The sequence below is a fragment of the Ideonella sp. genome (assembly GCF_041287625.1).
Classification (GTDB): Bacteria; Pseudomonadota; Gammaproteobacteria; order Burkholderiales; family Burkholderiaceae_C; genus Ideonella.
Genome location: NZ_JBGGNH010000012.1, coordinates 38,890 through 50,987 on the forward strand (window position 1 = coordinate 38,890; position 12,098 = coordinate 50,987).

Below are 12,098 nucleotides of genomic sequence, written 5' to 3' on the forward strand. Positions count from 1 at the left end.
CAGATGCGCCCCCGCGTCCTGCTGGTCTGCTTCAACCGCCTGGCCCCGGCGGACCAGGGCAACTCGCGGCGCATCCTGCAGCTGCTGCGCATCTATCGGAGCTTGGGCCACGAGGTGGACCTGCTTTATCACGCCGACGAAGGGCACGACGTGGGCCTTTCGCAGGCCATGCGGGCCCAGTTCGGCCTGGTGCGGGTGGTGCCTGCTCGGGCCAGCAAGCGCATCGGCGCGGATCACGCCTGCCGCCTTTCGGACTGGTATGACAGGGGGCTGGAAGCCCCGGCTCTGGAAATGCATCGCTTGCGCGTGTACCAGGTTGTGCACGTCAACTACGTCTGGTACGCGCCGCTGCTCCAGTGTTTCGGCGCCGGCGTGGCCAAGGTGCTGGACAGTCATGACCTGTTTGCCGACCGCGCGGCCCGGCATGTCGAGGCCGGCCTGCCACCGGCCTGGTTCAGCACCACGCGTGCTGAGGAGGACCGTGCCTTCGAGATGGCCGATGTGGTCCTGGCCATCCAGCACGAAGAGGCCAGAGAGATGGCCGCGCGGGGCCACCGGCACATCTTGTACCTGCCTTGGGTGGAAGTCCCGGTGCGAGACTTCGTTCCGCGCCCGGATGGGCCGAGCAACGGCGCAGGCGGTGTGCTGACGCTGGGTTACCTGGGCAGCGGCAACATGTGGAATGTGCGCAGCCTGCAGGCACTGGCTGAGGCGCTAATGCAGCGACCCCTTCGCGGGCGACCGGCTTTCCAGTTGATCGTGGCCGGCAGCCTGGCTTGGCACGCTGCCAAGCTGGGCAACACACCTGGGCTGGTGCCCTACGGGTTCGTGAAGGAACTGAGCGGTTTCTACGCGTCGGTCGACGTGGCACTCAATCCGATGGTGGGCGGCACCGGCCTGAAGATCAAGACGGTGGAGCCGCTGGCTTATGGCTGCCCTGTGCTGGCCACGCAGTCAGGAATTCACGGGCTGAGCCAGGTCTGGCAGCTGCCGGTGTTCGAGTCACCGGCCGAACTTGCAGAGTTCCTGGTGACCGAACTGGCCCCGCACGCTGCGGAAGGCCTTGCGCAGCTGCGCGAGCAGGCGCTGCGCACACGCGTGGCCTGGCAAGCGGAATGTGACCGGCAGGCGGGCCACTTCACGCGCTGGCTGGTCCAGCGTCTGGCCTCGCACGCGGTGCGGCCACCAGCCGTGGCATGACCGGCAAGGCCGCGTGCGCGCCGCTCAGGCTTTCAGCAAGCCATCCGCAGGCTTGATGGCTGCAGAGCCGGGGAAGACGTCGCGTTCGATCGCCGTACTGGCGACTCTCAGATGCTCGCCCAACAGCGCCTTCATCGGCGCACGCAAATCGGTCGTCACCTTCAGGTCCCGGCCCTCGAATCGCTGGGCTGCGGCCAGCCCGGGCCAGTCGGCGATCACTCGCCCGCCGCGCACCGCGCCCCCCAGCAGGAAGGCCGCGGCACCGGTGCCATGGTCGGTTCCGCGCGTGCCGTTGACTTCGACCGTACGGCCGAATTCGGTGGCAACCATGATCACCGTTCTTCGCCAGGCATCGTTGGCACCTGGCGCCGTGAGCCCTGTACGCAAGGCGGCCAGCCCGGTGTCGAGCTGCCGCAGGTTGGCCGACAGGCGACCCTTGGGCGCGGCCTGGTCGGCATGGCTGTCCCAGCCTTCGATCTCCAGCACGGCGACCTGCGGCCCCTGATCCTGCGCGAGGAATTCGGCCGCGCGCGCGCACAGCGCCGGAAATGCGGCGGACGCCTTGCCACCGGCCATGCCATCCGCCATCGCGTCGCCGTCTGCGCCATCGCGCAAGCCCCTGGCGCGTTGCAAGGCCGCGGCCAACACCGCGTCGTTGCCATACATGCGCGACAGGCGTTGCAGCAGGTCGTCCGAAGGGTCGGGCATGCGTGACGGCGCCCAGGTGTCGATGTTGCGGCTGCCGCGCAGCACCAGCGGCACGGCGGTGTTCATCGCCAGACCCTTGCGCGCGTCGGCCTGCAGCGCACGCCCCAGCCAGCCGTCCTTCAGCTGATAGGGCTGCGTGCCACCGGACTCCAGCACCTGCTGGGCGTCGAAGTGCGAACGCTCGTGGTACGACAGGCCAACGGCATGCAACACGGCAGCCTCGTTGCGCTGGTACATGCCATGCAGTTCGGTCAGCGCCGGGTGCAGCGCGAACACGCCTTGCAGTGGCAATGGTGCGCTGGCGTATTCGGCCAGCGGCCCACGTGCGCTGGCGAATGCCGGGTCACCGATGGCCGGCACGGCGTAGAGGCCGTCCAGTCCGCCGCGCAGGATCACAAATACCAGGCGCGGGCCGCCAGGTTGCCCCGGTCCGGCCAGCGCCAGGGTAGACAAGCCAGAGGCAGCGCCGAGCAGTGCGCCGGCGCCAGCTGCGCGCAGCAAGCCGCGCCGTGAAAACGAGAGGGAAGCATCGAAGCCGGTCATGGCCATTCTCCTGACGAGGCGCGGCTGGTTCAGCGGCGCTGGAATTCGGGCGACATCAGCAGCAGCGACAAGGCTTGGCTGCCGTCCGCCGCGCGGGCAAGTTGCTGGCCCGTCTCTGCGCTCAGCAGCGGCCCCATGCCGTCCCGTGCCAGTGCGCGGGCGTCGAGTGCGGTGCCGAAGCGGGTCACCAGCCCGGTGCTCCATTCGATGCGCTTCCACAGCGCGTCCGGCCCCAGCCAGTCCTCGGCCTTGTCTGACCAGCCCGCAGGCGAGGGCGGCTCATGCAGCACCTGGCCCATCACCGAGACCTGCCCGTCGCGTGCGGGTTGCAGCCAGCGCTGGTCCAGTTGCAGCATGCGGGCGCTGGAAACGGCAAACTCCTCCGGCGTCTTCAACTTGACCAACTGCGGTTGCCAGGCTTCCGGGGAAGCCAGCAAGGCCTGATACATCGCCGGCAGCTCACCCTTGCTGTCGAGGTAGGCAGCCGCCAGGCGGTTGACCAGCGCGGGTGGTGGATCGTCGGCGACGAAATGCCGAGCGAGTTTGGTGGCCAGGAAATGCGCCGTTGCCGGGTGCAGTGCCAAGTCGTGCAACACCATGTCCAGCGCCTGCTGGCCCGCGGGATAGGTCTTGCCGAGCAGGTGCTTGTCGCCGGGTTCGTGCCGGTTCGGCTCGAACGCCACCGGTGCGCTGGCATCTGCGCGGTCCGGCGTGGTCCAGCCGGTCAGCACGCGCGCAAATTCGGTCACGTCCGCCTGGGTGTAGGCGACCTGGCCGTTGGTACCAGGCCGGCTGCTTTCCGCGCCGAGCGTGTGCAGCTCCAGCACCTCGCGCGCCAGGTTCTCGTTCAGGCCGGTGGCCCTGGGCTTTTTGTCGCCCGCCGGCTGGCGCATCGCGGCGCGCGAATGCGGGCCCACCGAGCGCTGGTTGTCCAGGTAGCGCAGCATCGCAGGGTGAAGTGTCGAGGCGTGCAGCAGGTCCTGGAAGTTGCCGGCAATGTGCGGGCGGATCGCGTCGCGCTCGAATGCGCCGACCAGGCCGCGAACCTTGGCCGCCTGGCCGGAAACGCTGAAGTGATTGATCCAGAACAGCGCCAGGCGTTCGGCGAAAGGACGCCGGGTCTGGCTGGCAGTCAACAGCCTGGCGTAGACGTCTTGCGCCGCGATGTCGCGCTGCGCTTCCCGGGCGGCGGCGTCGACACGGTTGGGATCGTCCTTTTTCTTGACGCCGGGATGCATCTCGGCGCGCGCCTTGGCGTGGTCGGCCATGGCGGCCGCATCCGGAATCGCCACGCCCTGGCGTGCCGCCTTGCGGGCGGTTTCCGCGCGCGCGCGCATGGCTTCTGAAGTGCTGGCCAGTGCGCCGCCACGTTGTGGGTCAGCCGGGCCGATCTGGCCTCGCAGCCAGGCCAGCGGATCCGGGCCGACGACGGCCAGATCGGGCTCACCGAGGCCGAAGCGGTGCGCGGCCAGGGCGGCTTGAAGCGAAGAGGTCATCGGTCACTCCGAATGCAGTCTGCGGGCCACTTCCCGCAAGCCGCTGCCACGAGGCAGACCACGCCCAACGTTTCAGGGCCGTGGTACGCCGACAGGGATGGCGCAACAGCCCCGCGGCAGGCTTCGGATCAAGCCTTTCGTTTGGTCTCGTGGACAGGGCCTGCCGGCTTGCCGGTCCGGGGCGCACCGGGCTCCTTGCTGACGGCCTTGGCGCCAGCGGCGGGCTTGCCAGGCATGTCACCGGGCGCCGTCGACACGGCTGCGGCGTGGGACTCCCGCCGCTTGAGGCGGGTGGCTTCACGTTGGCGCTCCGCTTCCATTTCCTCTTCGGTGCCGTAGCCGTGCATCAGGCGACCGGTCTGGCACAGCGAACGGACCTTGGCGAGCTCGTCGTCCGTCAGGATGCCTGCCTCTTCGTGCCGGACTTCCTTGGTCACCACGTCGGCGAAATGGGCCGCGTCGAAGGGTTCGCCGATGAAGGCCAGTACGTCGCGAATGCCTTCCAACGGATCCGCGGTGAATTTTTCGTAACTCAGTGTGAGCACGCGCCTGGGGTGGGCCCGCTGCAGCAAAGCCAGGTTTTCAATGGCTTCGTTCCAGTAACTGCAAGCCCCCACCAGGTCGTCCATCTTCATGACCTTGCCGATGCGCAGGCTGGCGACCACGTTGACCGGATTGCGCACGATGTGCAGGAACTTGCCGCGCGGAAACTCACCCGCCAGCATTGCCGCGCCGTAGGCGTTCTGCGGCGACTTGTCGAACCAGCGCCTGGCTGTCGGCTTGCGCAGCGACACATAGTGCTGGATGTAGCGTGTGCACAAGTCAGCCCGGCTGGTGGATGCCTGCAGCATGGCTTCGAATTCGGCCTCAGTGACGCCGTCGAGTTCCCGGTGGCGGCGAAGCACCGGATTCTTGGTCACCACATGCCGGTAGCCGGGACTGCCGAAGGGGTCGCTCCAGCGAAAGAAGTGGGTTTCTTCCGGGCTGGCCAGATTCGGATGCAGGCGCAGGATGTTGCGCAACATCGTCGTGCCGGAGCGAACGCAGCCAATGATGAAAAAAGGTGGGCCCGATACCTTGGAGGTTGCTGCGGATGTCATGCGTGCTGCTGTTCGAAGGACACGGTCAGCCGTGGGTTGCCATGTTGCAACCGGGTCTGCGCGAGTGGCTTTGACGAGAACCCTGCGCGTGGGCGTGTCTTGCGTCGTGCAATCTGAGTGCAGGGTCAGCATATCATTGTGACTCCGCATGCCGGAGCCACAGTCTGTGGATCGGCGACACCCAGTGTTTGAGGTGACAAGTTGAGAAAAGTCGGTCCATCACGCAGTGACAAAGTGAGACAGCTGACGCTTGAACTGCGCTCGTTGCAAGATCGCATGAACAAGACCGTCGAAGCGCTGTGTGGCGAAATTGGTGCTGCGCCTTTGCAAATCGCCGACGAGCCAAACGTGCGGCAGGAATGGTTGTTTGTTCCAGCGTGCTTCCAACTGCCCGAGACGGCTCCACTGTGTCAGCAGCCGGGCCGCGGAGCCAGTGTTGCTGCAGGTGCGGCGTTTTACAGCGATCGCCGCGGCGGTTACGTGCAGGTTGTTCAGCAGCCGCTTACCGCGGATGTGGATGCTGGTTTTGGCTATGGCTTGATTGTTCAGGTCGCGGAATTTGACGGCGATTGGTTGTCGCTGGTATTTGATGCGCAGCCGTTGATTGCTCAAAGCCGTGCGGGCAAGGCCCGGTTGCTGCTGTCAGCGCACGCGCAGACCGAGCCCGCCATGCCGGTCAAGCTGCGCTGCAGCTTGACGGTCGATGGCCAGGTGCAAAACCGCGATTTCGAGCTGCATGCCAATGCCAACATGAGCTTCGAAGCGGACCTGGGGCACTGGGTACCGGCAGATGTTTCCATGCTGGCCTTCCATGTGATCTTCACGCCAGCGGCGCGCAGTATCCTGAGCTTGCGGCGCCTCTCGGCCGTGCTGGTGGTCGATGAAACCGCGATGGCGGTGCCAGTCGCTTCGTCCGATTCCGACGGCATCTTCGAGGTGGCGCCATGAGCGCCGCTGGCATGACGGCGCGGGGCGCGCGCATCGACTGGGCCAAGGCTTGCGTGATCGGTTTTTCGGTGCCGGCCGATGCTGGCGAAGTGTTCGACGTGGTCGAACTCGCACTGGACGGCCGGGTGGTGGCCACCGCGGTGGCCAATCGTTCGGTGTTCGAGCTCGCGCAGGCCTTGACGGGGCTGCCGCTGCCTTCGCGCGAGGCGTGTGCCTTCGAGTTGCGGGTGCCGTCGGGCAGCCTGCTGCCTTCGCAGCTGAGCCAGGACAGCGTCAAGCTTACGGTGCGCAGCACGCGCGGCGAGATCGTGTTCGAACATGCGCTGCAAGGCCCGCAGGAACTGCTGCAGCTGGCCGATGGTGCGCCGCTGGACCTGCTGTATGAAGTGCAGTTCCGCGGGGTGCGCGACGGCGCCTTGCATGGCGTGGTGCTGGACAAGCTCGGCGCGGGCAGGCAGCCAACGCTGTACTGGCGACTCAACGATGGCCCGCCAGAGCGGCTGTGGCTGGAAAGCGCGGGCGACGGGCGGGCGCACTTCTTTCTCTGGGACCTGCCGGTCAAGGCGCTGAGCGAAGGCCGCAATTCGCTGCACCTCACTGGCCGCGACGGCCAGCCGCTGGCGGTCTATCCGATCCAGCTCGGTGCGCAGGCCGAAAGCGAACTGCAGCGGCGGGTGGTGGCGTTGGAAGCCCAGGTCGGCTTCCTCAATCACTTGATGATGTCCCAGCCCAGCGAGGCGCTGCCGGCCCGGCTTGCGCTGCTGAAAAGCGAGATCGTCGGCATCTGCTCCGAAATGCTGACCCTGCAGCGCGCCAACTTCGAGCGGGAGGCCCTGGCCGCCGTGGAAATGGGGCTTGCCGCCCGTGCCGCGCCGGCAAGCCCGGCGCCCGCACTGGGCCGGCTCGGCCTGCGCCTGGGCCGATGAGACGGCGCCCACCGGCGACGCCGGCGCAGGCGGCGGCCGCTGAAGCCAGCGTGGTCCGCGCACGTCGCCGCCTGTATGTGTTTTCGCCATTGCCTCCGCAGCGCAACGGCCTGGCCGACTACCTGGTCGAGTACCTGGGCTTGCTGGCGCAGGACTTCGAGGTGCTTGCGGTCACGCAGGCCCGCCATCTGCTCGATTCGCAGCAGGCGTTGACTTCGCTGCCGATCACCTTGATCAGCGAGTCGCAATTCCTGGCACGCCAGCCCGATCCGGCAGCGCAGACGCTGTTCAACCTCGGCAACAACGGCGACTGCGTCTACATGCTCGATCACCTTCGCGCCTTTCCCGGCGCCGTGATCGTGCACGACGTGTCCTTGTTCTACCTGCACCAGCTGGCATTGCAACGCGCCTGGGCCAACAGCCTGTTCGGGCATTGGCTGGCCGAAGAAGGCCATGCCATTCCCGGTGAGTTCCTGCATCGTGACGGCGCACTGCACAGCACGCCCGGCATGCTGTACCAGGAGTGCCTGATGCTTCGCCGAGTGGTTGGCGCCGGGCAGGGCGTGATGGTGCACACGCGCTATGCCGAGCGCCGCCTGCGCGGGGCCGTTCATGGCCTGCCGCTGGGCGCCGAGCAAGGGCGGCCACTGCTGCGCATGCCGCACTTCGTGCTGCCGCCGCCAGCGCTGGCGGTGGACAGGCGCGCCGAGGTCTTGGCAAAGTTCAGCGTCTCGCCCGATGCTTTCCTGATGCTGGTGCCGGGTTTTCTGACCGGCAACAAGATGCTTTACGAAGTGCTGGCTGCCTTTCGCCAGGTCCAGGCGCAATGCCCTGGCAGCCAGCTGCTGTTGGCCGGCGAAGAGCGGGCCGACGAATACCCGGTGTCGCAGCGCATTGCCGGCTGGTGGCCCGAAGGCGACCGACCAGAGGTGAGTGGCTATCTCGAAGCGGACGAACTTGATGTGCTGCTGGGGCGCGCCGACCTGTCCTTCGTGCTGCGCTATCCGACCTATGGCGAGTCCTCAGGCATCCTGCCCCGCGCCGCACTGGGTGGCGGGCAGGTGTTGACGGTCGACATCGGCGCCTACCCCGAGTTTCAGTCGCCTCAGGTCCGGACGGTTCCCGTTGGCAGTCCTTGCGTGCCCGCGCTGGTCGAAGGCATCTTGCGCGCTTACCGGATGTGGCAACAAGACAGCCCTGCCGCCCGCGCCAGCCGGCAGGCCGACGAAGCCTTGCGCCAGCAAGCGTTGACGCCCGCGCTGCTGTACCCCGGCCTGCGGGACTGGCTGCACGAATCCTGGCGCTTGACGCAGCCCGGTGAGGCGGTACGGTCTCCGACCGTGGGGGTGGCATCTTGAGCAGCGCCGAAGCCTGGCTGGACCTGATCGCCGCCGCGCTGGTGCCCGCGGCCGCCGCAACCGGGCCGGCCGTGGTCGTGCACGAGGACCACCGCTGGCTGCCGGCGGTGGAGCAGGGCCTGCCCACCGCTTGGTTGCAGCCGCACCAGTCGCCATGGGCAGACTTCCATGCTGCGGCCCATCGCCTGCCAGCAACCCGGCTTCGCATCGGGCTGGACAGGCGCGGTGGCGAGGCGCTGGAACTGCTGCAGCGTGCTGCGCTGGGCGTGGTCGTGTTGCCACGCCGCGCCGAATCGCTGGAGGCGCTGCAGCCGTTCCTCGCGCAGCTCCAGCCCGATGCGCCCTGGCTGGTTGCGGGCGAAGCGGAGGCGCCTGCGTGGCGCTGTGTCGAGGACACGTCGCGCCAGTGGCAGGCCCTGCCCGCGCCCCGGGGCTGGCGCCTGCTGGTGGGTCGTCCTCTGGCCGCCGCCGCGCAGGCACTGCAACTGGATGCGGACTATCAGCTGCCGCTGGCCAGGCGCTTGCTCGCAGCGCTCGCGGACCGCACGCCGGCGGGCCTCTCACTGCAGGTGACGGCGCAAGGCCATCCCCGCCTCCAGTTCCGCCCGGTTGCGGTGAGTTGCATTGCCACCTTGGCGGAGCCGATGCTGCATCACGTGCTGGTGAAGGACCGTGCCTTGTTCGGGGCACGAGGCGAAGCCACCGTGGTCCTGCCGTGGGCGGGGGCTGATCGGGTCCGGCTGCTGCTGCGCAATGTGCGCAGCAAGGTGGACGATCTGCACGCCGCATGCCAGGGGGCGGACCTGCCGCCGGCCGCGGTGCATTACACCGAGCACGGGGCGCTGGTGGATTTTGTGTTCCCGGCCGGTCGGCCTGGCGGGCAAGCCATGCTGCACCTGACCTTGCCAGCGGCAGCCTTGCCACCCGACGATTTCTGCGACATCGGCGCTGCCGAATTCAGCCTGGAGCTCAAGCCATGACGGTGCAGGCGCCGCCGCCGCCACGCGTCCTGCTCGTCACCTTCAACCGCCTGATGCCGGCCGACCAGGGCAACTCGCGGCGCATCATGCAGCTGGTCGGTGTCTACCGCCGGCTGGGCTACGAGATCGACCTCGTCTATCACAACGAGGAAGGGCTGGACGCCGGGCTGTCGCAGGCCATGCAGGCCGAGTTCGGCCGGGTCCAGGTGCTGGCTTCGCGGGCCTCCAAGCGCATTCGCGAGGGCCACTTCGCACTGTTGTCCGACTGGTACGACCCGGCGCTGGCGCAGGTCTGCCAGGAGATGCACAGCCTGCGCGGCTACCAGGTGGTGCACGTCAACTACGTCTGGTATGCGCCCTTGCTGACAGGCTTCGGGCCGGAAGTCGTGAAGGTGCTGGACAGCCATGACCTGTTTGCCGAGCGCAGCGAGAAATACCGCCTTGCGGGCATGAAACCCAGCTGGTTCAGCACCACGCTGGCTGAAGAAGACAGCGCGTTCCGCATGGCCGACGCGGTGCTGGCGATCCAGCGCGGTGAGGCGCAGGAAATGGCGGCGCGTGGGCATCGCCATGTCCTGTACCTGCCGTATGTGGAGGCGCAGGTTCGCCCGTTCGAGCCACCGGCGCAGGTGCCGCGGCTGCGGCTGGGCTACGTGGGCAGCGGCAACGACTGGAACGTGCGCAGCATGCAGGCCTTTGTCGCGGCGCTGGCGCGCAAGGCGCCGGTGCTGCCGTTCCAGGTGGCTGTCGCCGGTGGCATCTGCCGCCATGTGCGCGAGATGCCGGGCCTGGTCAACATCGGCTTCGTCAAGGAGCTGGGTGGCTTCTACGACGGGATCGACCTTGCACTGAACCCGATGGTGGGCGGCACCGGCCTGAAGATCAAGACGGTCGAGCCGCTGTCCTTTGGCAAGCCGGTGCTGACGACCCCGTCCGGTGCCGAAGGCTTGGCCCACCTGTGGACCTTGCCGGTGCTGGATTCGCCCGAGGCGTTGGTGGACTACCTGTTCGACACGCTGCTGCCCGACCCCGTGGCCTGCCTGGCGGCGCTGCATGCCCAGGCGGTGACCAGCCGGGCAGCGCTGGACGAGGAATATGCCCAGCAGACAGGGCGTTTCTCGCGCTGGCTGGCGCAGCGTGTCAGTGCCGCGGCCCTGGCCAGCGCCTGAGCCCTCGCAAGCTCAGGACTGGGTGACCAGCTCGAAGTGCTCGACCATCGGCGGGCCGGCGAAAAACGGGCCGACGATGGCGCGCCATTCGGCGAAGGCCGGCGACTGGCGAAAGCCCACGGTGTGCGCTTCCAGCGTGTCCCAGACAATCTGCAGCACATAGCGCTCGGCACTTTCGATGCCGCGGTGCACGTTGAATCGCTGCACGCCGTCAACCTTGCGGATTACCGTGGCGAGGGCCGTCTGGATGGCCGCTTCGAAAGCGGCCTGCTGGCCGGGCTGGATGCGGATGTCCGCGAGTTCGAGGATCACGCTGAGGCTCCTGAAAGAAAAAAACAGCAAGACGGAGAAAGTCTGCCGTGACAAAAGACGAAGGCCCGTGAGCCGCTCGTTCCGAGGCCAAGTGTGCCGCGCGCCGCACGGCGTTGGGCCGGCGGGGATAATCGCAGGCTTTTCCGGCCAAGCCCACAGGAGCCCGCGTTGAACCGTCCCGATGACTGGCAGCATGACCACGAAGTGGGCGGCGATTCCCTGCTGCCCCCGCCTGCCACCCACGACACCACGCGGGTCGACGACCTGCGCATCGGCGCGGTCCGCCCGCTGATCTCGCCCGCCTTGCTGCTGGACGACATGCCGGCCCCGGCTGCGGCGCAAGCCGTGGTCGAGCAGGCGCGCAACCAGCTGGCCGCGGTGCTTTCCGGCGAGGACGACAGGCTGATCGTCGTCGTCGGCCCGTGCTCCATCCACGACCACGAGCAGGCGCTGGCCTATGCGCGCCTATTGCGCGTGCTGGCCGACGAACTGGCCGGCGAGCTGAAGATCGTCATGCGGGTCTACTTCGAGAAGCCGCGCACGACCGTCGGCTGGAAGGGTTACATCAACGACCCACGGCTGGACGGCAGCTTCCGCATCAACGAAGGCCTGCGCCGCGCCCGCCAGCTGCTGCTGGACGTGGCCGCCCTGGGCCTGCCGGCCGGGACCGAGTTCCTGGACCTGCTGAGCCCGCAGTACATCGCCGACCTGGTCTCCTGGGGCGCCATCGGCGCACGCACGACGGAGAGCCAGAGCCACCGCCAGCTGGCTTCAGGCCTGTCCTGCCCGGTGGGCTTCAAGAACGGCACCGATGGCGGCGTGAAAGTCGCGTCTGACGCCATCGTCGCCGCTGCGGCGCCGCATGCCTTCATGGGCATGACCAAGATGGGCCAGGCCGCCATTTTCGAGACCCGCGGCAATGCCGACTGCCACGTCATCCTGCGCGGCGGCAAACAGCCCAACTACGCCGCGGCCGATGTGCAGTCCGCCTGCGACGTGCTGCGCAAGAGCGGCCTGCGCGAGCAGGTCATGATCGACTTCTCACACGCCAACTCCGAGAAGCAGCACCGGCGGCAGGTCAACGTCGGCGAAGACGTGGCCGCGCAGATCGCCGCGGGCGACCGGCGCATCACCGGCGTGATGATCGAGAGCCACCTCGAAGAAGGCCGTCAGGACCTGGTCGCCGGCCAGCCACTGAAGACCGGCGTCTCCATCACCGACGCCTGCATCGGCTGGGCCGACACCGAGCCCGTGCTGCGCACGCTGGCCCGCGCGGTCGCTGCGCGCCGCGCCCGCGCCGCAACCTGAAGCCGGCCGGCTGGGGGCTTCCCCCGGTCGGCCCCGCGTCGCCGCAGCCG

Annotated in this window: 11 protein-coding genes; 7 read left to right on the plus strand and 4 right to left on the minus strand. The window is 67.9% G+C overall.

All coding sequences use genetic code 11. From position 1 onward, the window contains the following. Positions 1 to 3: 3 nt before the first annotated feature. Positions 4 to 1,200 carry a glycosyltransferase gene (locus tag ACAH41_RS03130; protein ID WP_325648026.1) on the plus strand — a complete coding sequence of 399 codons (1,197 nt, stop codon included), beginning with the start codon at positions 4 to 6 and terminating at the stop codon, positions 1,198 to 1,200. 24 nt (positions 1,201 to 1,224) lie between these two features. Here the strand turns inward: ACAH41_RS03130 and ACAH41_RS03135 are convergent, their stop codons facing one another. The 3 genes from ACAH41_RS03135 to ACAH41_RS03145 all read right to left on the minus strand — a co-directional run bounded on the left by ACAH41_RS03135 (position 1,225) and on the right by ACAH41_RS03145 (position 5,179). Further along, entirely contained in the window at positions 1,225 to 2,451 is a 1,227-nt protein-coding gene (locus ACAH41_RS03135) for a DUF1501 domain-containing protein (RefSeq protein ID WP_325648027.1), read from the minus strand. A 29-nt stretch (positions 2,452 to 2,480) separates the two neighbouring features. Then, the gene (locus ACAH41_RS03140; protein ID WP_325648028.1) at positions 2,481 to 3,947 is read right to left on the minus strand and encodes a DUF1800 domain-containing protein; all 1,467 of its coding nucleotides are present in this window, start codon (positions 3,945 to 3,947) and stop codon (positions 2,481 to 2,483) included. Between the two features lie 128 nt (positions 3,948 to 4,075). Then, positions 4,076 to 5,179, minus strand: a complete 1,104-nt coding sequence (locus tag ACAH41_RS03145; protein WP_325648029.1) for a sulfotransferase — start codon at positions 5,177 to 5,179, stop codon at positions 4,076 to 4,078. A gap of 144 nt (positions 5,180 to 5,323) precedes the next feature. Between ACAH41_RS03145 and ACAH41_RS03150 the strand changes: the two genes are divergently transcribed. Genes ACAH41_RS03150 through ACAH41_RS03170 form a run of 5 tightly spaced genes read left to right on the plus strand, consistent with a single transcriptional unit; the run spans position 5,324 to position 10,428 of the window. Next, a complete protein-coding gene (locus ACAH41_RS03150) occupies positions 5,324 to 5,995 on the plus strand; it encodes a hypothetical protein (RefSeq protein ID WP_325648030.1) in 672 nt (223 codons plus the stop codon). Further along, the gene (locus ACAH41_RS03155) at positions 5,992 to 6,921 is read left to right on the plus strand and encodes a hypothetical protein (RefSeq protein ID WP_325648031.1); all 930 of its coding nucleotides are present in this window, start codon (positions 5,992 to 5,994) and stop codon (positions 6,919 to 6,921) included. The genes ACAH41_RS03150 and ACAH41_RS03155 overlap by 4 nt, the downstream gene beginning before the upstream one ends. Positions 6,922 to 6,971: 50 nt before the next feature. Beyond that, positions 6,972 to 8,279, plus strand: a complete 1,308-nt coding sequence (locus ACAH41_RS03160) for a hypothetical protein (RefSeq protein ID WP_370538168.1) — start codon at positions 6,972 to 6,974, stop codon at positions 8,277 to 8,279. After that, positions 8,276 to 9,259: a hypothetical protein gene (locus tag ACAH41_RS03165; RefSeq protein WP_325648033.1), complete on the plus strand. Its 984-nt coding sequence runs from the start codon at positions 8,276 to 8,278 to the stop codon at positions 9,257 to 9,259. Before ACAH41_RS03160 ends, ACAH41_RS03165 begins: the two co-directional genes overlap by 4 nt. Continuing rightward, entirely contained in the window at positions 9,256 to 10,428 is a 1,173-nt protein-coding gene (locus tag ACAH41_RS03170; RefSeq protein WP_325648034.1) for a glycosyltransferase, read from the plus strand. The genes ACAH41_RS03165 and ACAH41_RS03170 overlap by 4 nt, the downstream gene beginning before the upstream one ends. Before the next feature lie 12 nt (positions 10,429 to 10,440). On the opposite strand, the gene ACAH41_RS03175 is transcribed toward ACAH41_RS03170, so the two are convergent. Further along, positions 10,441 to 10,740, minus strand: a complete 300-nt coding sequence (locus tag ACAH41_RS03175; protein WP_325648035.1) for an antibiotic biosynthesis monooxygenase family protein — start codon at positions 10,738 to 10,740, stop codon at positions 10,441 to 10,443. A gap of 168 nt (positions 10,741 to 10,908) precedes the next feature. Here ACAH41_RS03175 and ACAH41_RS03180 point away from each other — a divergent pair, with 168 nt between their 5' ends. Beyond that, complete coding sequence (locus ACAH41_RS03180; protein ID WP_370538169.1) at positions 10,909 to 12,048, plus strand: 3-deoxy-7-phosphoheptulonate synthase; 1,140 nt, start codon at positions 10,909 to 10,911, stop codon at positions 12,046 to 12,048. The last annotated feature ends 50 nt before the right edge of the window (positions 12,049 to 12,098 follow it).